Annotated in this window: 25 protein-coding genes; 9 read left to right on the forward strand and 16 right to left on the reverse strand. The window is 68.5% G+C overall.

Annotated features, from left to right (window positions below; genetic code table 11):
- Window positions 1-36: 36 nt before the first annotated feature.
- Window positions 37-1,068 carry a 4-hydroxy-3-methylbut-2-enyl diphosphate reductase gene (locus VFF46_RS27735; protein ID WP_325040167.1) on the forward strand — a complete coding sequence of 344 codons (1,032 nt, stop codon included), beginning with the start codon at window positions 37-39 and terminating at the stop codon, window positions 1,066-1,068.
- On the opposite strand, the gene VFF46_RS27740 is transcribed toward VFF46_RS27735, so the two are convergent.
- The 3 genes from VFF46_RS27740 to VFF46_RS27750 form a co-directional block, all read right to left on the reverse strand.
- A complete protein-coding gene (locus tag VFF46_RS27740; protein WP_325040168.1) occupies window positions 1,061-1,702 on the reverse strand; it encodes a hypothetical protein in 642 nt (213 codons plus the stop codon). The genes VFF46_RS27735 and VFF46_RS27740 overlap by 8 nt on opposite strands.
- Before the next feature lie 3 nt (window positions 1,703-1,705).
- Entirely contained in the window at window positions 1,706-2,218 is a 513-nt protein-coding gene (locus tag VFF46_RS27745) for a SigE family RNA polymerase sigma factor (protein WP_325040169.1), read from the reverse strand.
- Between the two features lie 188 nt (window positions 2,219-2,406).
- Window positions 2,407-2,769: a helix-turn-helix domain-containing protein gene (locus VFF46_RS27750; protein WP_325040170.1), complete on the reverse strand. Its 363-nt coding sequence runs from the start codon at window positions 2,767-2,769 to the stop codon at window positions 2,407-2,409.
- 78 nt (window positions 2,770-2,847) lie between these two features.
- Between VFF46_RS27750 and VFF46_RS27755 the strand changes: the two genes are divergently transcribed.
- Window positions 2,848-3,462, forward strand: a complete 615-nt coding sequence (locus VFF46_RS27755; RefSeq protein WP_325040171.1) for an NAD(P)-dependent oxidoreductase — start codon at window positions 2,848-2,850, stop codon at window positions 3,460-3,462.
- Between the two features lie 442 nt (window positions 3,463-3,904).
- Here VFF46_RS27755 and VFF46_RS27760 read toward each other — a convergent pair whose 3' ends face one another.
- The 8 genes from VFF46_RS27760 to VFF46_RS27795 form a co-directional block, all read right to left on the reverse strand.
- Window positions 3,905-4,357, reverse strand: coding sequence for an SRPBCC domain-containing protein (locus VFF46_RS27760; RefSeq protein WP_325040172.1), 453 nt, complete (start codon window positions 4,355-4,357; stop codon window positions 3,905-3,907).
- Window positions 4,354-4,692, reverse strand: a complete 339-nt coding sequence (locus tag VFF46_RS27765) for a metalloregulator ArsR/SmtB family transcription factor (protein ID WP_325040173.1) — start codon at window positions 4,690-4,692, stop codon at window positions 4,354-4,356. Before VFF46_RS27765 ends, VFF46_RS27760 begins: the two co-directional genes overlap by 4 nt.
- A 40-nt stretch (window positions 4,693-4,732) precedes the next feature.
- Window positions 4,733-5,905 carry a glycoside hydrolase family 64 protein gene (locus VFF46_RS27770; RefSeq protein WP_325040174.1) on the reverse strand — a complete coding sequence of 391 codons (1,173 nt, stop codon included), beginning with the start codon at window positions 5,903-5,905 and terminating at the stop codon, window positions 4,733-4,735.
- Window positions 5,906-6,011: 106 nt separating this feature from the next.
- Window positions 6,012-6,557 carry a DinB family protein gene (locus VFF46_RS27775; RefSeq protein ID WP_325040175.1) on the reverse strand — a complete coding sequence of 182 codons (546 nt, stop codon included), beginning with the start codon at window positions 6,555-6,557 and terminating at the stop codon, window positions 6,012-6,014.
- Between the two features lie 55 nt (window positions 6,558-6,612).
- A complete protein-coding gene (locus VFF46_RS27780; RefSeq protein ID WP_325040176.1) occupies window positions 6,613-7,782 on the reverse strand; it encodes a DNA recombination protein RmuC in 1,170 nt (389 codons plus the stop codon).
- Between the two features lie 114 nt (window positions 7,783-7,896).
- Entirely contained in the window at window positions 7,897-8,685 is a 789-nt protein-coding gene (locus VFF46_RS27785; RefSeq protein ID WP_325040177.1) for a polysaccharide deacetylase family protein, read from the reverse strand.
- Between the two features lie 181 nt (window positions 8,686-8,866).
- Entirely contained in the window at window positions 8,867-9,187 is a 321-nt protein-coding gene (locus tag VFF46_RS27790; protein ID WP_349256364.1) for a DUF817 family protein, read from the reverse strand.
- The gene (locus VFF46_RS27795; RefSeq protein WP_325040178.1) at window positions 9,184-9,360 is read right to left on the reverse strand and encodes a hypothetical protein; all 177 of its coding nucleotides are present in this window, start codon (window positions 9,358-9,360) and stop codon (window positions 9,184-9,186) included. The genes VFF46_RS27790 and VFF46_RS27795 overlap by 4 nt, the downstream gene beginning before the upstream one ends.
- Between VFF46_RS27795 and ychF the strand changes: the two genes are divergently transcribed.
- Together ychF and VFF46_RS27805 are read left to right on the forward strand one after the other, a co-directional pair.
- A complete protein-coding gene (gene ychF, locus VFF46_RS27800; RefSeq protein ID WP_325040179.1) occupies window positions 9,350-10,426 on the forward strand; it encodes a redox-regulated ATPase YchF in 1,077 nt (358 codons plus the stop codon). The genes VFF46_RS27795 and ychF overlap by 11 nt on opposite strands.
- A gap of 272 nt (window positions 10,427-10,698) precedes the next feature.
- Window positions 10,699-11,340 (forward strand): hypothetical protein, encoded by a 642-nt coding sequence (locus VFF46_RS27805; RefSeq protein ID WP_325040180.1) that lies wholly within the window; start codon window positions 10,699-10,701, stop codon window positions 11,338-11,340.
- Here the strand turns inward: VFF46_RS27805 and VFF46_RS27810 are convergent.
- The 3 genes from VFF46_RS27810 to VFF46_RS27820 all read right to left on the reverse strand — a co-directional run bounded on the left by VFF46_RS27810 (window position 11,323) and on the right by VFF46_RS27820 (window position 14,220).
- Window positions 11,323-12,471 (reverse strand): hypothetical protein, encoded by a 1,149-nt coding sequence (locus VFF46_RS27810; RefSeq protein ID WP_325040181.1) that lies wholly within the window; start codon window positions 12,469-12,471, stop codon window positions 11,323-11,325. The two genes, VFF46_RS27805 and VFF46_RS27810, sit on opposite strands and share 18 nt — an antisense overlap.
- Window positions 12,471-13,298 (reverse strand): serine/threonine-protein kinase, encoded by an 828-nt coding sequence (locus tag VFF46_RS27815; protein ID WP_325040182.1) that lies wholly within the window; start codon window positions 13,296-13,298, stop codon window positions 12,471-12,473. Before VFF46_RS27815 ends, VFF46_RS27810 begins: the two co-directional genes overlap by 1 nt.
- 661 nt (window positions 13,299-13,959) lie before the next feature.
- A complete protein-coding gene (locus tag VFF46_RS27820; protein ID WP_325040183.1) occupies window positions 13,960-14,220 on the reverse strand; it encodes a helix-turn-helix transcriptional regulator in 261 nt (86 codons plus the stop codon).
- Window positions 14,221-14,266: 46 nt separating this feature from the next.
- Between VFF46_RS27820 and map the strand changes: the two genes are divergently transcribed.
- Window positions 14,267-15,034: a type I methionyl aminopeptidase gene (map, locus tag VFF46_RS27825; protein ID WP_325040184.1), complete on the forward strand. Its 768-nt coding sequence runs from the start codon at window positions 14,267-14,269 to the stop codon at window positions 15,032-15,034.
- 71 nt (window positions 15,035-15,105) lie between these two features.
- On the opposite strand, the gene VFF46_RS27830 is transcribed toward map, so the two are convergent.
- Entirely contained in the window at window positions 15,106-16,041 is a 936-nt protein-coding gene (locus tag VFF46_RS27830; protein WP_325040185.1) for a helix-turn-helix transcriptional regulator, read from the reverse strand.
- A gap of 62 nt (window positions 16,042-16,103) precedes the next feature.
- On the opposite strand from VFF46_RS27830, the gene VFF46_RS27835 reads away from it, so the two are divergent.
- From VFF46_RS27835 to VFF46_RS27850, 4 genes are all read left to right on the forward strand, one after another.
- Complete coding sequence (locus tag VFF46_RS27835) at window positions 16,104-17,072, forward strand: ABC transporter ATP-binding protein (RefSeq protein ID WP_325040186.1); 969 nt, start codon at window positions 16,104-16,106, stop codon at window positions 17,070-17,072.
- Entirely contained in the window at window positions 17,069-17,821 is a 753-nt protein-coding gene (locus tag VFF46_RS27840; RefSeq protein WP_325040187.1) for an ABC-2 family transporter protein, read from the forward strand. Before VFF46_RS27835 ends, VFF46_RS27840 begins: the two co-directional genes overlap by 4 nt.
- Window positions 17,818-18,597 (forward strand): ABC-2 family transporter protein, encoded by a 780-nt coding sequence (locus VFF46_RS27845; protein ID WP_325040188.1) that lies wholly within the window; start codon window positions 17,818-17,820, stop codon window positions 18,595-18,597. The genes VFF46_RS27840 and VFF46_RS27845 overlap by 4 nt, the downstream gene beginning before the upstream one ends.
- Before the next feature lie 152 nt (window positions 18,598-18,749).
- Window positions 18,750-19,472, forward strand: a complete 723-nt coding sequence (locus VFF46_RS27850) for a class I SAM-dependent methyltransferase (protein ID WP_325040189.1) — start codon at window positions 18,750-18,752, stop codon at window positions 19,470-19,472.
- Here the strand turns inward: VFF46_RS27850 and VFF46_RS27855 are convergent.
- Window positions 19,459-19,861 (reverse strand): phosphotransferase (locus VFF46_RS27855; protein WP_325040190.1); only part of this gene is annotated, 403 nt, incomplete at its 5' end. The two genes, VFF46_RS27850 and VFF46_RS27855, sit on opposite strands and share 14 nt — an antisense overlap.

The following is a 19,861-nucleotide window of genomic DNA, read 5'->3' on the forward strand; positions in this document are numbered from 1 at the left end:
CCGGAGGCGTTGATTCCGGCCACGTACGATGGGGCCGTGACTTCCCAGCCTGACGAGACCGGTGCTCCGACCGTGACGAAGACCAAGCGGGTGCTGCTTGCGGCCCCCCGCGGGTACTGCGCGGGCGTCGACCGGGCCGTCGTCGCGGTTGAGAAGGCGCTCGACCTGTACGGTCCGCCGGTGTACGTCCGCAAAGAGATCGTGCACAACAAGTACGTCGTCCAGACGCTGCAGAAGCGCGGCGCGATCTTCGTCGACGAGACCTCCGAGGTGCCCGAGGGCGCGACGGTGATCTTCTCCGCGCACGGCGTCGCCCCGGTGGTGCACGAGGAGGCGGCCGCGCGGCAGCTGAAGACGATCGACGCCACCTGCCCGCTGGTCACGAAGGTCCATCACGAGGCGAAGCGGTTCGCCGCGACCGACTACGACATCCTGCTGATCGGCCACGAGGGGCATGAGGAGGTCATCGGTACCTCCGGCGAGGCCCCCGACCACGTGCACATCGTCGACGGGCCGGACGACGTACCGAACGTCACCGTCCGCGACCCCGAGAAGGTCGTCTGGCTCTCCCAGACCACGCTTTCGGTCGACGAGACGATGGAGACGGTACGCCGGCTGCGGGAGCGCTTCCCGCACCTGCAGGACCCGCCGAGTGACGACATCTGCTACGCCACCCAGAACCGGCAGGCCGCGGTCAAGAAGCTCGCCCCCGAGGCTGACCTGATGCTGGTCGTCGGCTCCCGCAACTCGTCGAACTCGGTCCGCCTGGTCGAGGTCGCGATCGAGCACGGCGCGAAGGGCGGCTATCTGGTCGACTTCGCCGACGAGATCGACGAGGCCTGGCTGGAAGGCGTCGACGCGGTCGGCGTCAGCAGCGGCGCGAGCGTCCCCGAAGTACTCGTCCGCGACGTCCTCCGCTGGCTCGCCGAGCGCGGCTATGCCGACGTCCAGGAGGTGACCACCGCGGAGGAGAGCCTGACGTTCGCCCTCCCGCGCGACCTCCGATCCGACCTGAAGACCGCCGGCCTCCCCACCACCGGCACCTCCGACCACGCCTGGACTATCTGATCACCAGCTGCGTGGTCGCGGTCGTCGGGAACCAGCCCTTCGTGCCGCAGTACCGGATCGTGTACGTGAACTTGTAGGTCCCGGGCTTCTTGAACGTGTGCGTCTCCGGGATGACGTACGTCTCCGAGCCTGCCTTCAGCTTCTTCCGGGTGCAGTCGATCGAGCCGCCGTCGGAACCGCTCTGGTAGCCGTCGCCGAAGTAGTAGTCCGTACCGCCGGACAAGTTCATGAACGAGGTGTTCGCCGGCAGCAGCGTCCCCTCGGGGACTGCCGTTGGGACAAACGCCTTCCCTGACACCGTGACCGTTATCCCGGCCGTTCGGCCCTTCACGGATGGTTTCAGCGCGACCTGGATCGGCGGTATGGGCTTCGGGGTTGCTGTTGGCGGACCGGTGATGGCTGTTTTCGGGGCGCCTGGCGTGTTGCTGATCGGTGGGGCGCCGCCGATGTTCGTGACGTTGCCCAGGGCAAGGGCAATGGCCACCACACAGGCGGCGGCGAGCGTCATCACCCCGGCCGTACGACGTCGGCGTACCGTCCGGACCCTGGCGAAGACGGCCTCGCTCGGTACCGCGCTCGGTGGGGGCGGATCCGCGACCAGCTGGGCGAACCGGTCCTTCAGTTCGTTGGTCATGGCTCAGGCCTCCTTCTGGGCGGAGACGGCGGCTACCAGGTGGTGCTCGCGGAGTTTCGCGAGTCCGCGGGACACGTTGCTCTTCACGGTGCCGAGCGAACAGCCCATGATCTCGGCGATCTCGGCCTCGGGCAGGTCCTCGAAGTACCGCAGTACCAGCGTGGCGCGCGTCCGGCGGGGGAGGGTGGCGAGGGCCCTGAGCAACAGGTCGCGGTCGTCGACAACGCCGTACTCCGACTGCGTCTCCGGCTCGGGCAGATGCTCGGTCGGGGTCTCGCCCTTCCACTTCCGGCGCCACCACTGGGTGCTGGTGTTCACCATCACGGTGCGGGTGTAGCTCTCCAGCGCGTTCGCACTGCGCAGGGAGTTGCGGTGGAACCACACCTTGGTCAGCGAGGTCTGCACCAGATCCTCGGCGAGGTGCCACTCACCCGTCAGCAAGTACCCGAACCGCTGCAACGCCGTGAACCGCCCGTCCACGAAGTCCGCGAACTCCCGATCCCGTCCTGGATCCATCCCAACCCCCAGCTCGTGTCCGACCAGGAGTGTGATGAGCCAAAGGTCCCGAAAGGTTGACCCGTAACCCGACCGAGCGGGGGTTGTGATCTTCAGCCCCGCCGGACGGGGAGCAGGTCACGGGGCGCCCTCGGCCAGAACGGCGAAGTCCGTTCGCCGACCGGTCATGCTTAGGCTGAGGAGCCGGCTTAGGCGATGGCGTCGTACTGTTGCTGGGACTGGGTGATGGTCGGCATGTGGGTTTCGGCCCATTCGGTGAGCACGCTGATCGGGTCGATCAGGGAGGCGCCCATCGGGGTCAGGGTGTAGACGACGCGGGGCGGGATCTCCGGGAACACCTCGCGGGTCAGCAGGCCGTCGCGTTCCATTCGGCGCAGGGTCTGGGTGAGCACCTTCGGCGCCACCTGGCCGATGCCGTCGCGGAGCTCGGTGAAGCGCTGCGGGCCGGTACGCAGACGCAGTACGACCAGGACCGTCCACTTGTCGCCGAGCCGGTCCAGGATCACTCGGGTCGGGCAGTTCGGGTCGAAGACGTCGCCTTTGGTTACCACAAGGTACTTATAGCACGTTGAAGTAGTCAGTTACCAGTAGATACTGTCGAGGTCAGACCGAACAGAACAGGAGTGGACATGAAGATCGCGGTGATCGGGGCGAGCGGAATGGTCGGCAGCCGGGTGGCGGCCGAGGCTGTCGAGCGGGGCCACGAGGTGACCGGCGTGACGCGTTCCGGTGGCGACCTGCCGGCCGGCGTGCGCGCGGTGCAGGCCAGCGCGAACGACGTCGCGGCGGCGAAGGAGCTCGCCGGGGGCGCGGACGTACTGGTGGCGGCGATCGGCCCGAGCCGGACCGGTGGCGACCACCAGGAGTACCTGGACGCCGTCGACAACCTGATCGCCGCGGTGCGGGGGACGGCGACCCGGTTGTTCGTGGTCGGCGGCGCCGGCAGCTTGGTTGTCGACGGCAACCGGGTGGTCGACGGCCCGGACTTCCCGGCCGTGTACAAGGACGAGTCGCTGACCGTCTCGCAGGCGCTCGAGAACCTGCGCGCCACCGGGGACGACGTGAACTGGACGATGCTCTCGCCCGCGTTCGAGATCGCGCCCGGCGAGCGGACCGGTACGTTCCGCCTCAGCGGCGACGAGCCGATCGGCGACCACATCTCCGCCGAGGACTACGCCGTCGCCCTGCTCAACGAGATCGAAGCCCCAGCCCACAACCGCCAACGCTTCACCCTCGGCTACTAACAACCCAACCCAAGCCCCCGCCCCGGGCCAACCCCCGCCCCGGGGCGAACCCGCGCCCCGGGCGAACCCGCGCCCCGGGGTGAACCCGCGCCCCGGGGTGAACCCGCGCCCCGGGCTAACCCCCGCCCTGGGCTGACCCCGGCCCTGCCGGGCCGTCCATAGCCGCCCGCCGGAGGCGACGCCCGCGCACCCGAACCTGACGCCCAGGCCGCCCGGGGCAACCCTGCCCCGCGCCGGGGCAGCCCCTGCCCCGCCCGGAACGACCATCGTCCGCCTGAGCCGAGGCCCGTGCGCCCGAGCCGGGCCCGCACCGCCCGGTCGGCGTTGAGGCGTGGTGGTTGGTTCGGGGTGGGGTCGCCGAGTCGTGGGGTTCGGTTGGAGAATCGCGGCCAGGTCCTACGACTCGAAGGCTGGGGTGGGGCGCGGGAGAGTTGGTGAGGGGTTAGGGGGTGGCGAACTCGGTGTATTTGGTGAGGACGTAGTCCCAGCCGGTGTCGTAGCTTCGGCGGGCTTGGGTGGCGTCGGGGCGGCGGTCCCAGCCGGTGTGGGTGAGTTTGACCTCGGTGCCGTCGTCGATCGGGGTGAAGGTGACGGTGACCTGCCCGGCCGCCGCGGGGTTTTGGCCCGGGTGCCAGCTGAAGGTGAGGGACGCCGGTGGGTCCCACTCCGACAGGGTGCCCCAGGTGGCGATGTCGCCGTCGGCGCCGTACTCGACGATCTGCCCGCCGACGGCACCTTCCAGCCGGACGCCGCGCGCGGACCCCTCGCCGACCGAGTGGCCGAACAGCGGCCACCACGTCGACGTCTCCGCCGTGAACGCCTCGAACGCGCGGTCGACCCCGACCGGCACGGTCACGGTCTTCACCAGTGGTGAGATGTCTTGTTCCACAGTCATTTCCGTTCCTCCTCGGTCCGCCGCACGTGGTCGGCGTACGCCTGCAGCGTGTCGCCCCAGAACTGGTCGAGCCAGCTGCGCAGTTCGTCGAGCCCGGCCTGATGGACGCGATAGATGTTCCGGGTCCCGCGCGACTCGTGCTGCACCAGGCCGACCGCGCCGAGCACCTTCAGGTGCTGCGAGATCGCGGGCCTGCTGACGGGCACGTGCTCGGCCAGTACGCCGACCGAGCACGGCCCGCCGGTCCGCAGGGTCTCGAGGATCACCCGTCGGGTCGGGTCGCCGAGCGCGTCCAGCACCGGTCCGACCGCTTCGAATGATCCGTAAGTCTCCACGAACGGTAAGCTGCCACTAACGGAGCGAGGAGTCAACCGCTCAGCTCAGCGGATCGAGGATCAGCGCCGCCTGCTGCGGGTTGCCGTCGTGGACGAGCGCCTCGTGGTTGCCGACGTCGTCGAACGCGAACCCGTACGCGCGCCCGTCCGCCATCTGCGCGTGGATCGTCTTCGAGTACTGGTTCGTGACCGCGTCCTGGTAGAAGTTCGCGTCACTCGGGTCCGGCTGGTTCGGGTTCGTCAGCAGGGTCGAGCGGTTGTACCCGGCGCACAGCGTGCGCGAGATCGGCCCGCGGACCTGGTCGTTCGGTGCGTCGAGCAACTTGAAGCAGCCGAAGACGCTTTCGGAATCGGGTTTCTGGAACGACGTGACGACGGCGCCCGCGCTGTTCGTGAAGTTCATGACGTTGCCGGATACCTTGCCGAAGTACTTCGTGTCCGGCTGGTCGCCGAACGGCGTGACGGTGAGCGTGTCCGAGCTGTACTTCGACCACACCCGGTTGATGTAGTCGTCCATCGCGCCCGCGGGCAGTGCGCCGGTCTCGACGCCGTACAGCGGGGAGAGCGCACGGAGTACCGAGCCGTCGGGTGCCGTCTGGATCAGGTCGCCCCAGCCGGCCGAGCGGAGCCCGTTGTAGACGGCGTTGTACCCGCCGGACTTGAGGTGGCCGGTGGTGCTGGAGTTCACGCTGACGGCGTACGGTGCCGAGAACATGTCGACCTGGGTGCTGTTGATCCAGAGGCCGCCGTCGTTGAGCGTGTACTCCGACCAGTTGAACAGGATGTTCCGGTTCGGGTCGGACGGGTTCTGTACTGCGGGTTGGACGAGGCCTCCCGTGGTGAGCTTGAAGACCAGCTTCTGGCCGTACGAGAAGTAGACGCGGCCGGAGAACTTCGGCAGCTGGATCGTCGCCGACTGACCGTTGGCCGGGCCCACGATTGAGGCGTCGGGTGCCGGGGTCGGTGGGTTGCCGCCGGCCGGCCAGGCGTGGAAGGTTCCGGAGGCGTCTGCCCAGCCCTGTTGCCCGGTCGCCAGGTTGGTGCCGAGGTCGTAGATGTAGACCGGGTCGGCGCGCCCCGAGTTGTTGGTGATCGTCAGCGGGATGGTCGCTGGGACTGCGGCGTCGGCCGGTCGGGTCGGGCTTGCCGACAGTACGCCGGCCACTGTCGCCGCTGCTGCGACGACCGTCAGCATTCGGGTTCTGAAGCGCATTTTGTTTCTCCTCACGTCCGCCTGAGAGAGCGCTCTCATCGTTGCGTGAGGGGACCACGGACTGTCAACGGTTCGCTACTGTCGGCTTTCCGACAGGCGCCCGGAGTTAGTCGGCGGGGATGCCTTCGCCGGTCAGGCCGTCGATGGATTCGCGGATCAGGTCGGCGTGGCCGGTGTGGCGGGCGTACTCCTCGATGAGGTCGACGAGGATGTAGCGCAGGCTGGGGGAGTCGCCGTTGCGGCCCTGCCAGTTCGCCAGTTGGTCCACGCCGCCGCGTGCGAGAACTTCGGCGACCGCGGCGCGAGATCGCTCGACGGACGCCTCCCAGAGCCCCATCAGTTCCGCGGGGGAGTCGTCGGCCGCGCTGTGCCACTCCCAGTCCGGGTCGGCGTCCCAGTCGGCGCCGTCCCACGGGGCGCCGAGATCCTTCCCGAGCAGTCGGCGGGTGAAGTACTCGTCCTCGACCAGCGCCAGGTGCTTGAGGAGTCCGCCGAGCGTGACGGTCGACGGCGGGTGCTGCTTGTTCAGGCCGGCCGAGTCCAGCCCGCCGCACTTCCAGGCGAACGTCCGGCGATTGCGCTCGAGCGCCCCCACCAACGTGTCGGCCTCGCTCCCGGCCACCGGCGGCCCCGTCAACGGTGTCGTGTCCATGGGATGCACGCTAGCCCTCGTTCCGGACGATCCCCTTCCGGAATGACGCGGGCGGTCAGCCGGCTTGGGACGGCGGCCAGCGGTGGGTCGAAGGGGAGTCTTCGATGGCGAGAAACTCGGGCGCGGTGAGCGGGCGGACGGAGGCCTCGATCGACTCCATCGCGGTGAGTTCGGATTCGGTGACGTGGAGGTCGCGGAGTTTCCGGGCGGTGATGAAGACGCGCCGCTCGAACGACCCCACGGTGCCGTTGTACGCCTCCACCGCGGAGGTGAGCGAACGCCCGACCCGCCCGAGGTGCTCGCCCATCGTGCCGAGGCGCTCGTACAGCTCGCGGCCGAGCTCGAACACCTGTTGCGCCGACTCGGTCAGCGCCGACTGGTTCCACGCATACGCCGCGGCGCGCAGGGTCGCGATCAGGGTCGTCGGCGTCGCCAGGATCACCCGGCGCTCAGCGGCATACTCCAGCAGGGACGGCTCGACGTCGAGGGCCGCGGACAGGAACGACTCGCCCGGCACGAACAGGATGACGAACTCCGGTGACGGCGACAGGCGCGTCCAGTACGCCTTCGAGGACAGCTGATCGACGTGGGTCCGCAGATGCCGTGCGTGCGCCCGCAACCGGTCCTCGCGGAACGTGGCATCGTCGGACTCGCTCGCGTCCAGGAACGCGGCCAGCGGCACCTTCGAGTCGACGACCAGATTCTTGCCCTCGGCAAGGCGCACCACGAGATCCGGACGCAGTACGCCGTCCTCGCCGAACGTGGTCGTCTGCTCCGTGAAGTCGCAGTGCGCGACCATCCCGGCGAGCTCGACCGTCCGGCGCAGGTGCAGCTCGCCCCAGCGGCCGCGGACCTGCGGCTTGCGCAACGCGGTCGACAGCGACGCCGTCTCGCGCCGCAGCGCCTCGCCGCTCATCCGCACCTCGTTGACCTGCTGATGCAACTGGCTCTGCCACGCGGCCCGGCTCTGCTCGAGCTGATTCAGCTGCTTATGCAGTCGATCGAGAGCCTCCTTCACGACCGCCTGCCCACCCATCTGCTGCCCGACCGACGTCCGCTCCTGCGTCAACTCGACCACCCGGTCCTCGGCCGCATCCCGCTCCGCCGTGATCCGCGCCAGCTGCGCACCGTCCCGCCCCCGCACCCAGAGCACCCCGAACACCGCACCCAGCAGCAGCCCGACCACCAGGAAGAGCAGGATCAGCAACACAGTCGAACCGGTCATGTCACCGATAGTGCCGAACCGCACCGACAGTTTTCGTGCGATTGCGCCGGGAGTTCCGGAAAAGTGCTGATTCAGTTCCGGTTCAGTTCCGCTTCGGGCAGGTCGAGAGCGGGCTCAGCGCTGCTGGCAGTTCATCGCCGGGAACGTGTACCCCTGGGCCTTCAGCACCGGCAGCACCTGCTCCAGGGCGGCCACGGTCTGCGCGCGGTTCCCGCCGCCGTCGTGCATCAGGACGATCCGGCCGCTCTTCGCGTGCGTCAGGATGTTGTGCGCGATCACGCTGGTACCCGGCCGGGCCCAGTCCCGCGGATCGACGTCCCAGAGCACCTGGACCATGCCGGCGGCCTTGATGTCGGCGCGGACCTTCGCGTTGGTGGCGCCGTACGGCGGCCGGAAGCAGGTGGACCGCGGACCGTCGAAGATCTGATGGTGCCGCTGCGCCGCGGACAGCCTGGTCAGCTGCGGGTGGCTGATCGAGTGGCTGCCGATCGCGTTGCCCGCGGCAAGCACCTGCTCACGCAGACCGGAGTGCTCGCTCTGCATCTCGCCGAGCTCGAAGAACGTCGCGTGCGCACCGTACTTCGCCAGCGTCGCCAGCACCTGCGGCGTCCACGTCGGGTCCGGCCCGTCATCGAAGGTGAGGAACAACACCTTCTTGCCGGAGGCAACGGACGTGGTCGGGTTCGGCGGCACCGGGTTGCCCGGCGTCGACGGCGGCGTGGTCTGCGTCTGCGTCGGCGTACCGCTCGGAGTGGGAGCACTGGTCGGCGTACTGGACGCCTTCGTGGTGGCGGCAGCCGGGTGCGGCTGCCGTTGCTGCCCGACCGCTGTGGCCATCATCCACCCGCCCAATGCGGCGAGCGCGACCATCGTCGTGATGAATGCGGCGAACTTGCGGGTCATGGCGTTTCCCCTTGTATTTCAGGCGGTTCTTCCCCAGTGCTCCCCCTCAGGAGCGCCTCACACCACAAGAGACGCCGTACTGGCCGGAATGGTTGGGTCCGTCATGTTGCGGTGAGATCTCGACTGTCGCGGCCGTGCCGCGCTGGTACAGCCGGCCGCCGTACGCCACGGTGAAGAACACCTAGGTACGTCGCAACACCACGAGCAGGCCGAGCGCGATCGGGATCCGCAGATCCGGGATCCAGTGATGGGTGAAGAAGTTCGCGTAGATCAGTACCGCGAAGATCGTGGTGGGCAGTGGCCGGTAGTTGCTGACCCGCAGGTCGAACCGGCGCCACGCCTGACAGATGTAGCTGCCGACGGCGGCGTCTCCAGCCGGACCGCCCAGAACAGTACGGTCAGCGCGAGGCAGTAGATCAGCAACGCGTCGTACCGCGCGATCGGCAGGTCGACGTACTTCGAGATCGCCAGGCCCGCGAACAGGAACGCCGGGAACAGTCACGGCACCAGCTCCAGCCACCCGAACCGGAACAACTGCAGGCAGCCGAACACGAAGCGTGAGGAGATTCCGGCACGATCCGTCCACGTGGTCACGCCGTAGCTGACGCTGCCCGCGCCCGCCTGGTTGGGCAGGAGCCGGTCACGCCGCGTACCCTTGCCTCCCGTGGCACTCACCATCGGAATCGTCGGACTCCCGAACGCGGGCAAGTCCACCCTGTTCAACGCACTGACCAAGAACGACGTGCTCGCCGCGAACTACCCGTTCGCGACCATCGAGCCGAACGTCGGGGTGGTCGGTGTGCCGGATCCGCGACTGGCCAAGCTGGCCGAGGTGTTCGGGTCCCAGAAGGTGATTCCGGCCACCGTGCAGTTCGTCGACATCGCCGGGATCGTCCGCGGCGCGTCCGAGGGCGAGGGGCTGGGCAACAAGTTCCTCAGCCACATCCGCGAGTCGGACGCGATCTGCCAGGTCACCCGGGTGTTCCGCGACGACGACGTCACGCACGTCGACGGCAAGGTGTCGCCGGCCGACGACATCTCCACCATCCAGACCGAGCTGATCCTCGCCGACCTGCAGACCGTCGAGAAGGCGATCCCGCGGCTGGAGAAGGAAGCCCGGCTGAAGAAGGAGAGCGCGGCCGTACTGGACGCCGTCCGGGAGGCGCAGAAGCACCTCGAGGCCGGTACGCCGGTCATCGCCACCGACGTGGACCGCGACGCGCTCCGCGAGCTGATGCTGATGACCGCGAAGCCGTACCTGTACGTCTTCAACTGCGACGCCGACGAGCTCGCCGACGAAGAGCTCAAGCAGAAGATGCGGGACCTGGTCGCGCCGGCCGAGGCGATCTTCCTGGACGCCAAGTTCGAGGCCGAACTGGTCGAGCTCGGCGACGAGGACGAGGCCCGCGAGATGCTCACCGAGATGGGCATCGACGAGCCCGGCCTCGACGTACTCGCCCGGGTCGGTTTCGACACCCTCGGCCTGCAGACGTACCTGACCGCGGGCCCGAAGGAGTCCCGCGCCTGGACGATCAAGCGCGGCGCGACCGCTCCGGAGGCGGCCGGCGTCATCCACACCGACTTCCAGCGCGGCTTCATCAAGGCCGAGATCGTCTCGTACGACGACCTGATCGAAGCCGGCACGATGAACGCCGCCCGCGCCGCCGGCAAGGTCCGCATGGAAGGCAAGGACTACGTGATGCAGGACGGCGACGTCGTCGAGTTCCGCTTCAACGTCTGAAAAGAAAGTGGGGGTTGGAGGACACGGCGACGCGGTGGAGTTCCGGCACTCATAGAAGATTTTGAGGTGGCACTAGCCCAGAGGCCGTCTGCGTAATCTCGGGCGTCATTGGGATGATTGAGGATGGCTCTCGTGCTCGCCGCGGGTGGATCGCGGAGCCTTGCTGCTGTTGACTCAAGGAATTGGAGGTTGCGACCGTGCGCAGCGTGATAGTCGTGACTCCGATCTCATCGCTCGGGGGCCGTAGGTTCGAACCCCAAGCCGAGCTGGTCTTGCACGAACTCGCCCATATCGCGGCCGCGACGCTTCCCGGCGTCCCTGAAGATGTGCTGCTCGTCCCGGAGATGCCCAGTCCGCTGGGCCTGCCGGACTTCATGGCGCTGGCTGGCGGCCAGAAATGGCTGCAGGCGCGCCGTGCTGCGGGCGTCCAGCCGTTCCTCGCCGAGGCCGACTGCTCCGTGCTTGCGGTGCTGCATCCAAGGCAGGCGCTGTCATTGGCGACGGTTGCGCGACGGATCGGGTGGTCGCTCGCCGCTCTCGAGCCGGTGCTGACCCGGCTCGAGAAGGCGGGCGCTGTCGAAACGACGCCTGGTGGTGCGCATCGTGTCAACCCGGCGCTGGTGCCGCGCGGCTCCGTGTTCGCTCTCGAAGCGAAGGTGAAGGATTGGCAGAAGGCGGTCCTGCAGGGACGCGCGTACCGCACGTGGGCGAACAACTACGTCGTCCTCTTGGGCGATGTCGGGCCGGTCGCGGAGCGACGGGCGGCAGAGCGCGTCGCTCATGACGGAGCGGGCCTCTACTCGTCCTCGGGATGGATCGTCAAGCCGCGTGCGAGGCGTCCCGCACCGGCGAAACGGCTCTGGGGCTTCGAGCACTTGTATGCCGCGACGGCGTCCTCAGGCCCAGCCCTCTGACGCGGCGAAGAGCTCCAGGCCGTCCAGGAAGGGCTTGATCCAGCGGTCGGGCCCGATCGTCGCGCCGGTGATCCGTTTGACTCCCGGCCACTCGGGGCGGGCATCCGTGTAGCGGCGTCGGAGCGCGGCGATGCGGTCGCGTCCGGTCAAGGCGTTTAGCTCATCGACGATGTCCGTCAGGAGCGCCGCATGATGCTGAAACGCCTGCTCAGGCTTCGGACCGATGGTGCCGGGGGTTAGGCGCGATGTCAGGGCGGGTTCCTCCGAGGACAGAACGGTGTACTCGCGGTTCGAGAGCCCGCCCATGAGCCCGCGGAGCGTCGGACGCTGGTACCAGCCGCCGCCGTTCGGGTCGCCTTCGCGCTCCTCGAAGTCTTGGTAGGCGCAGATCCGCTGGCGGATGTCCCAGCCGGTCCCGATCGCTTCTGCTCCGGCGGCGACGGCGGGGAGGGCGGCGATGTCGCCGAAGGCAATGCGCACTGGCCGGTCCTGGCTCAGTGCGAACGTCGTTCGCATCAACCCGTACACCTCCTCGGCGGTCGCGCCGGGGGGCATCGAGCTGTCTGACCGCGTCACGACGAGCAACCAGCCGCCCGGTTCCAGTTGGTCGAGCGCTCCCACGTGAGCGTCAAGCTCAGCGCCAGCACCCCAGAACTGCTGGTCTCCGGCGACAGTGAGCCAGGCGGTGGGCGAGGCATCAACTGCTACCTGGCTCAGTTCGAGTGCGCTCTGGCTGGTTGGCGTGTCGGGGTACGACACCAGCAGCGAAGGCGCGACAAGCGGGCTGGAAAGCTCGCGCTGGATCGCGTAGACCCGTTCGATGTGGTCGAGCATGGCCGCTCGTGATGAAACGTCGCCTCGTGCGCCGCCCCATAGGCCCCACGTATCGTAGTGGCGGAAGTCGCCAGCGCGCGGCATGCCCAGCGCATACGTCATGGGGTCGAACCAGAACTCGCCACCGGCCGCTCGGATTTGTTCGGACGTGTCCTGCGCCGAGCGCTTGAACCCGTTTGCGATGCGTGGCGAGGTGAACGGGGACAGGTACGCTCCGATCGCGTAGCCGCCGGTGACTGCGCTCGTCGTCCACTTGATAAGTGTGTTGCGGGCCGTGTCGCCGAGGAAGACTCCCATCACGCCTCCTCGAACGCGCGCTGGAGCGCGTCGCCGTTGCGGTACCGCCGGGCGGGCTGAGGGTGCAGCCCCCGCTCCACGACGGCGACCAGTCCGTCGGGAAGGTCGGGGCGGGCGTCCCGGAGAGATATGTGCTCCGCAGTCCGGAGGCGCTTGAGGTATTCGTAGTCGTCCCCCTTGTAGGGGACGGGCGGGTGCCCGGTCGCTGCCAGGTAGACCAGTGCACAGCACCCGAAGACGTCGGAAGCCGCGGTCGGCGCACCGGAGTACGCCTGGAGGTGCTCGGGCGTCATGAAGCCACGAGTGCCCGGCTGCCCGCCGACGGTTAGCCCGCTCCGGAGGGTGTGCTTCGCGAACCCAGGGTCCATCACCACGAACTTCCCAGATGTAAGCCGCTGGACGTTCCCCGGGCTGAGGTCGCGATGGATGACCTTTTTCTCGTGCAGCGCACCGAGACCGGCCGCGACGTCCCGTCCCAGCGCGAACAGGTGCTCGGATTGCCAGCCCGACCCGCCGTACCGCAGGTCGGTGCCATCGAGGAGCTCCTCGAGCCAGAACACGGCGACCGGCGGGTCGCCGAGCAGTTGCAGGTCCGAGCTGACCGCCACCACGTTGGGGTGGCTGATGCTCTTGAGCAGGTCGACCTCGCGCCTCGCCCGCTCGAGCGCTGCGGGGTCCGCAGCCAGGCCGAGGTCGATGAGCTTGAGCACGCTCTCGGTGCCGTCGGTGTGGGCCACGACGTGCACCTGCTTCTGCCCGCCCTGAACGAGGGCACGCGCGGGCGCGACGTCCAGTCGAGAGCAGGCTTCCTGCAGCAGGTTGGTCATCATATGATCTTGACATGCTCGCAGGGCGAGGTGGAGCTGGCGCGGCGGTCGACGACTCGACGAGGCCATGGCCTGTGCAGCAGTGCGTGAATGTCGGAACACGGCGTGCAGAAGAGCGGACGTTCGGTCGTGACCCGGCACTCGTAGTCCACCCATCCGAATCCTGCCCTGCGAAGGCCATCGGCTGCCTCCTTCTGACCATGGTCGACACGGTCGGAGCTGTCCCGGCGTGTGGCGCAGCCCGTAGAGGTGTGGGTGTTCCCGAATGACTTCGCCCGCGCATCAGGGGAGACCGACGTACCCCGACAGGCACGGTCGGGTAACCCGGAAGCTACGCTGGTCGGCTTACGGTCACCGCTCCGGGTGACGTGCTCTTCGACACATACACTGCGACGCGCAAGATCGACAACCGCCGCGCCGACCCAGGCGACGCTCTCGTGATCGGTTGGGACGATGGCGTCTTTGTCCAGGTCGAGGGAACCGCGGAGATCCTGTCGGGCGCCGAGCGGGACGCCTGGGGGAACACCTATCTCGAACAGTTCCCGGGGTCGCGTGCCCTTGCCGACGGGTTCTCGCTCGTTCGGGTCGTACCGGACTGGCTGCGGTGCTACGACGCCCGGATCGACCCGGCGGCTGTCAACGAAGGGCATCCCTGGCACGGCTATGAGACGAGGCGTTCGGGTTGGTTGATCTCGGTCCAGAGGGTGTCGAGGGAGAGGCCTAGGACGTCGGCGATGGCCGCGATGGTGGGGAAGGCGGGGGTGGCTACTCGGCCGGACTCTATTTTGCGGAGGGTTTCGGGGGAGACGCCGGCGTCGAGGGCGGTTTGGAGCATGGAGCGGGTACCTCGGGCGCGGCGGAGGAGGGTGCCGAGGCGTTCTCCGCGCTCGACCTCGGCGGGGGTTAGCGGCAGCCTGACCATGGGGCCAATGATAGTACCGGGATAATATGGCCGGTATAGTTATTGCATGATCGAGATTCTGGACCGCCGCGAGCTGGACCAAGCCAAGGAGACCGGTGCGCTGGTCGGTGGCATTCTGCAGGACCTGAAGAGCCGGACCGCGGTCGGGACGAATCTGCTGGAGATCGACCAGTGGACCAAGGAGCTGATCGTCGGGGCTGGCGCGCAGTCGTGCTACGTCGACTACGAGGCGTCGTTCGGGCGGGGGCCGTTCGGGCATTACATCTGTACGGCGGTGAACGACGCCGTCCTGCACGGGAAGCCGTCCGACTACAAGCTCGCCGACGGGGACCTGCTGACGCTCGACCTGGCCGTGTTGCTGGGCGGGATCGCGGCGGACGCGGCGATCAGCTTCGTCGTGGGTGAGACCGCGGCGCCGGAGGACCTCGCGATGATCGACGCCACCCGGCGGGCGCTGGACGCGGGGATCGCGGCCGCCGTACCGGGTGCGCGGGTGGGCGACATCTCGCGCGCGATCGGTACCGTGCTCGGCGCGGCGGGGTACCCGATCAACACCGAGTTCGGCGGCCACGGGATCGGCTCGACGATGCACCAGGACCCGCACGTGGCGAACACCGGCCGCCCGGGCCGCGGGTACAAACTGCGCCCGGGCCTGCTGCTCGCGCTGGAGCCGTGGGTCATGCAGGACACCGCCGAGCTGGTCACCGACGAGGACGGCTGGACCCTGCGCAGCGTCACCGGCTGCCGCACAGCCCACACCGAACACACCATCGCGATCACCGACGACGGCCCGGAGATCCTCACGAAGGCGTAATTCGACCGGTGAGTCGTGGGGATTGGCTGGGATCTGGAGCCATTCCCCACGACTCGGCGGTGCGGGGGCGCTCAGGCCTGGCGGTGTGAGTTCGCGAGGTGGGTGGCGGCTTCGTGGATCATCGGGATGAGTTCTGGTGGGGCGACTACCTGGGCGGCGCCGGCTTGGGCGAGTACGGCGGCTTGGGCTTCGTGGGGGTTTTCGAGGTCGGTGTGGATGATCCACCAGCCGTCTTCGGCGGGGAGCATCGGTTGGGTGGGGCGGAAGCGGCGTACGGCGTGGTCGCGGACCTTGAGGACGATCGGGTAGGACGGCCGCGAGGCCTGGAACTCGCGTTGGGACTGGGCCCAGTACGCGGCGAGGTCGAAGCCTGGTGGTCGCGTGAAGGCGTCGGTGGTGAGCTCGGCCGAGGTGAGGCGGGACAGGCGGTACGTGCGCAGCCGTCCGTCGGTGCGCGCCGCGACCAGGTACCAAGTGCGGGTCTTCGCCACCAGCCCCAACGGTGAGATGAGGAACGGTTCGGTCCCGTCGCCATAGGTGATGTTGAGGCGGCGTTCCTCCCAGACGGCTTCGCGGCAGAGGGCCAGCCTGCGGGGGATCTCGCGGCGGTCGTCCCAGCCGGCGTGGTCGATCAGGAGACGCTGGCGGGCGTACTCCGCCTCGCGCCGGGTGCCCTCCGGCAAGGACGCGATCAGCTTCGTGACGGCGAGGTCGCTGGAGGCGTCGAGGCCGAGGTCGGCCAGTACGTGCGCGGTCGCGCCGACGAACACCGACATGACCTCGGACGGCGTCAGCCCGGTCAGCCGGGTGCGGTAGTCCGGCAGCAGCGCCCACCCGCCACCACGCCCGCGGATCGAGTACACCGGCACGCCCGCCAGGCTCAGCACCTCCAGATCGCGCTGGATGGTGCGCGGTGACACGTCCAGCGCCTGCGAGAGCTGGTCCACCGTCGTCTGGCCGCGCGTCTGCAGGTGCAGGAGCAGCCGGAGGAGGCGTTCCGCACGCATCTCCCGAGTATCGCAGGGAAATAAGCCAGATCTGGGCGTCTTTTGTTTCTACGGTCGGCGTCATGACTGCTGTCGAGGTGGAAAACCTCTCGATGTCCTACCAGGCTCCGGTCCGCAAGGGCGGGCTGCGGGCGGCCTTCCGTTCGCTGGTACGCCGTGAGTACAAGACCGTGCAGGCGCTGGACGACGTGTCGTTCGGGATCGCCCCGGGCGAGGTGGCCGGCTTCATCGGTCCGAACGGGGCCGGCAAGACCACGACGATGAAGATCCTCAGCGGGATCCTGCACCCGACCGCGGGACACGTCCAGGTGCTCGGCAGCGTCCCGTGGCACCGGCGGTCGCCGTTCCTGAAACGGATCGCGTTCGTTCGCGGCAGTCAACCGGTCGGCGGTTCGCAGCAGCTGACCGTGATGGACTCGCTGGAGTACCAGCGGCTGCTGTACGACGTCCCGCGCCCGGCGTTCCGCAGTACCCTCGCCGACCTCGCGCAGCTCCTCGACCTCGACCCTCTTCTCGAACGGCAGCTCCGCGCGCTCAGCCTCGGCGAACGGATGCGGGTCGGTCTCGCGATGGCGCTGGTCTACCGTCCCGAGGTGCTGTTCCTCGACGAGCCGACGATCGGGCTGGACGTCCGCGCGGCGAGCGTGATCCGCGAGTTCGTCCAGGAGTACGTCGAGCAGACCGGCGCGACCGTACTCCTGACCAGCCACTACATGGCCGACGTCTCCTCGCTCTGCCCGCGGCTGATCCTGATCGACCAGGGAAAGGTCCAGTACGACGGCCCGTTGACGGAGCTGTCCGCCCGGTTGTCGCCGTACAAGCTGATCCGGATCTCCACCCGCGACGACCCGTCCGCGTTCGGTGAGGTGGTCGAGAAGTCCGACGGCCAGTGGGTACTGCGGGTGCCGCGGGACGAGGTCGCCGGTACGACGGGCCGGCTGCTGCAGGCGCTGGAGGTGGTGGATCTCGCGGTGGAGGAGCCGCCGCTGGAGAAGGTCATCGACCAGGCGTACCGGGAGGGGCTGCGATGAGGACCGCGGTACTGCTGGGGTTCCGGCTGCGTCAGGACGTGCTGGAGTGGTCGGGCGCGTGGTGGTTCCTGCTGACGCTCGTGGTGCAGGCGGTGGTCGCGCCGCTGATCGGGTTGTTCGTATGGTCGGCGGTCTACCCGGACGATCCGGCGATCGGGCGGTACTACGTCGCGGTCATCCTGGTCACGTTGATGACCGAGTCGTTCGAGCAGCACACGTTTTCCGAAAGGATCTACGACGGCACGCTGAGCCACGAACTGCTCCGCCCGCAACCGGTCGTGCTCGGCGTGATCGGGACGAACCTGGCGGTCCGGGCCTGGCTGACGTTGCTCGGGGCACCGATCGTGCTGCTGACCGCCGTCGGGCTGCGGGTCGGTTTCGACTGGTGGGCGGTCCTGCGCGCGGTGCCGTATCTCGTACTCGCCGCCGTTCTCGTGTTTCTGTGGACGTTTCTGCTGTCGCTGACCGCGTTCTGGACGGATCGGGTGCACGCGGTGGTGGGGTTCGGCGGTCAGGTGATGTTCCTGCTCGGCGGTACGGCGGCGCCGATCGACGTGCTGCCGGACCGGTGGCGACGAGTGGCGGAGGTGTTGCCGTTCTACGGGATGACCGGGTTGCCGGCGTCGGTCGCGGCCCGGGTCGGCACCGGCTCGGTTGGGTATCAGCTGCTGTGGGTGGTGGTTCTGGTGGGCGCGGTCGTGGTGCTGTGGCGGGCCGGCGTACGGCGGTACACGGCGGTGGGATCGTGAAGCTGCTGCGGTTGTTCGGTGCGGGGTTCTCGATGTCGTTGCGGCGGAGCGTGGCGTTCCGGATCAACCTGTTCTTCGACGTACTGCTGGCGTTCACCGGTCTCGGTACGGCGATCGCGGCGGTGCTGATCGTGTTCACCCGGGCGGACACGTTGGCCGGGTGGTCGAAGGCGCAGTTCCTGGTGCTGATCGGGACATATCAGCTGATCACCGGACTGCGGTCGGCGTTCATCGATCCGAACCTGTCGTGGTTCCCGGAGACCGGCATCCGGAACGGGAAGCTCGACGGGTACCTGCTGCAGCCGGCGTCGAGTCTGTTCCTGTCCAGTCTGTCGTTGTCGTCGCCGTTGCAGCTGATCCAGTGCGTGCTCGGGATCGGCGTACTGGGGTGGGGGATGGCGGATCACCTGCCGACTGCGGGCGGGGTAGCGAGCTGGCTCGTGCTGGTCGCGGCAGGGGTTGTGGTGACCTGGGCGTTGAGTGTTTTGCTGGCGTGCTTGGCGTTCTGGGCGCCGAAGCTGCAGTTGGACGTGTTCTACCACTCCGCGTGGCAGCTCGGGCGCTACCCGACGGACGTCTTCGCCCGCCCGCTCCGCGTCATCCTCACGTATGTGTTCCCGATGGCCTTGATCGCCAGCGTTCCGTCCGCCGCGCTGCTCCGCGGGCCTCAGTTCGGTGTGCTGGCGGCCGGAGTCGCGGCGGCGGGTGGGGCGGCCGGGCTGGCGGTGCTCGCCTGGCGGGCCGGGTTGCGGCGGTACACCGGGGCGACGTCCTGACGATCTGCAGGAGGACAGGAGGTGTCGCCTGGATCGGTGTCTTCCGGCGTGCCGTCAGGCGTGCGGAGGACTGTACGCAGACATATACGTCCTGTCCTCCCGCCGTTGAAATGCAGTCGCTGAGCCGTGGGTGGGCGGTTAACCTCGCGGGCATGGTTGATGCCTTGTTCGGGGTGCCTCGGTTGGCGGCGGTTTATGACGCGTTCGATCCGGATCGGGGGGATCTGGAGCATTACGCGGCGATCGTGGACGAGTTCGGCGCCGGGCGGGTGCTGGACGTGGGGTGCGGTACGGGCGAGCTGGCCTGTCTGCTCGCGCGTTCCGGCGTGGACGTGACCGGGGTGGACCCGGCCGAGGCGTCGCTGGAGGTTGCCCGGGGCAAGGAGTTTGCGGACCGGGTGCGGTGGTTGCACGGGGACGCGACGACCCTGCCGCCGTTGCAGGTGGAGCTGGCATTGATGACCGGGAACGTCGCGCAGGTGTTCCTCACCGACGAGGACTGGGCGGCGACGGTCCGCGGGGTGCACGCGGCGCTCGTACCCGGCGGGCGGTTCGTGTTCGAGACGCGGGATCCGGCGCGGCGCGCCTGGGAGGAGTGGACGCGCGAGCACACGCATCAGGTACGCGAGGTCAACGGCGAGACGGTCGAGGTCTGGACCGACCTGGGCGAGGTCGAGTTGCCGTTCGTCACGTTCCACGGCACCTGGGTGTTCTCGTCCGACGGCGCCGTTCTCACCTCCGACTCGACGCTGCGGTTCCGCGAGCGGGACGAGGTCGAGCGGTCGCTGACCGCCGCCGGGTTCGCGGTCGACGACGTACGGGAGGCTCCGGATCGGCCGGGGAAGGAGTTCGTGTTCGTGGCTAGGAAGCCGTGAGCAGGGCCGTCAGCGTGTGGTGGGCGGTGCGGGACATGACCGGGTTGGTGTCGATGTAGTACCAGAGGCAGCCGATAGCCTGCGCGAACGACCACCCCATACCGCGCCGCCACTCGGCGTCGTCGCTGCCCAGAGCGGCGCGGAACGCCGCCCGCGCCGTCGGGTCCAGCAGGTTCCACGCGGGCTGGAGGTCCATCGCCGGATCCGACACGGTGAACGTACCGACGTCGATCACCCCCGCCAGCCGGCCGTCCGCGACCAGCAGGTTCCCGGGCATCAGGTCGCGATGCGTCCACACGTCCGGCTCGGTCCGTGGTGTCGTCCGCAGATCGGCCCACAACCGCGCGAGCCCGTCCACGTCGATCATCCCGCGGCTGCGCTCCAGCCCG

It is taken from the genome of Kribbella sp. (genome assembly GCF_035655035.1).
Taxonomy (GTDB): Bacteria; Actinomycetota; Actinomycetes; order Propionibacteriales; family Kribbellaceae; genus Kribbella.

What these genes read in the sequence shown, in the direction of transcription:
- VFF46_RS27740 (WP_325040168.1), bottom strand. Translation starts at nt 1,702, where the DNA reads ATGACCAACGAACTGAAGGACCGGTTCGCCCAGCTGGTCGCGGATCCG.
- VFF46_RS27745 (WP_325040169.1), bottom strand. Translation starts at nt 2,218, where the DNA reads ATGGATCCAGGACGGGATCGGGAGTTCGCGGACTTCGTGGACGGGCGG.
- VFF46_RS27755 (WP_325040171.1), top strand. Translation starts at nt 2,848, where the DNA reads ATGAAGATCGCGGTGATCGGGGCGAGCGGAATGGTCGGCAGCCGGGTG.
- VFF46_RS27760 (WP_325040172.1), bottom strand. Translation starts at nt 4,357, where the DNA reads ATGACTGTGGAACAAGACATCTCACCACTGGTGAAGACCGTGACCGTG.
- VFF46_RS27770 (WP_325040174.1), bottom strand. Translation starts at nt 5,905, where the DNA reads ATGCGCTTCAGAACCCGAATGCTGACGGTCGTCGCAGCAGCGGCGACA.
- VFF46_RS27775 (WP_325040175.1), bottom strand. Translation starts at nt 6,557, where the DNA reads ATGGACACGACACCGTTGACGGGGCCGCCGGTGGCCGGGAGCGAGGCC.
- VFF46_RS27780 (WP_325040176.1), bottom strand. Translation starts at nt 7,782, where the DNA reads ATGACCGGTTCGACTGTGTTGCTGATCCTGCTCTTCCTGGTGGTCGGG.
- VFF46_RS27785 (WP_325040177.1), bottom strand. Translation starts at nt 8,685, where the DNA reads ATGACCCGCAAGTTCGCCGCATTCATCACGACGATGGTCGCGCTCGCC.
- VFF46_RS27810 (WP_325040181.1), bottom strand. Translation starts at nt 12,471, where the DNA reads ATGGGAGTCTTCCTCGGCGACACGGCCCGCAACACACTTATCAAGTGG.
- VFF46_RS27815 (WP_325040182.1), bottom strand. Translation starts at nt 13,298, where the DNA reads ATGACCAACCTGCTGCAGGAAGCCTGCTCTCGACTGGACGTCGCGCCC.
- VFF46_RS27820 (WP_325040183.1), bottom strand. Translation starts at nt 14,220, where the DNA reads ATGGTCAGGCTGCCGCTAACCCCCGCCGAGGTCGAGCGCGGAGAACGC.
- map (WP_325040184.1), top strand. Translation starts at nt 14,267, where the DNA reads ATGATCGAGATTCTGGACCGCCGCGAGCTGGACCAAGCCAAGGAGACC.
- VFF46_RS27830 (WP_325040185.1), bottom strand. Translation starts at nt 16,041, where the DNA reads ATGCGTGCGGAACGCCTCCTCCGGCTGCTCCTGCACCTGCAGACGCGC.
- VFF46_RS27835 (WP_325040186.1), top strand. Translation starts at nt 16,104, where the DNA reads ATGACTGCTGTCGAGGTGGAAAACCTCTCGATGTCCTACCAGGCTCCG.
- VFF46_RS27840 (WP_325040187.1), top strand. Translation starts at nt 17,069, where the DNA reads ATGAGGACCGCGGTACTGCTGGGGTTCCGGCTGCGTCAGGACGTGCTG.
- VFF46_RS27850 (WP_325040189.1), top strand. Translation starts at nt 18,750, where the DNA reads ATGGTTGATGCCTTGTTCGGGGTGCCTCGGTTGGCGGCGGTTTATGAC.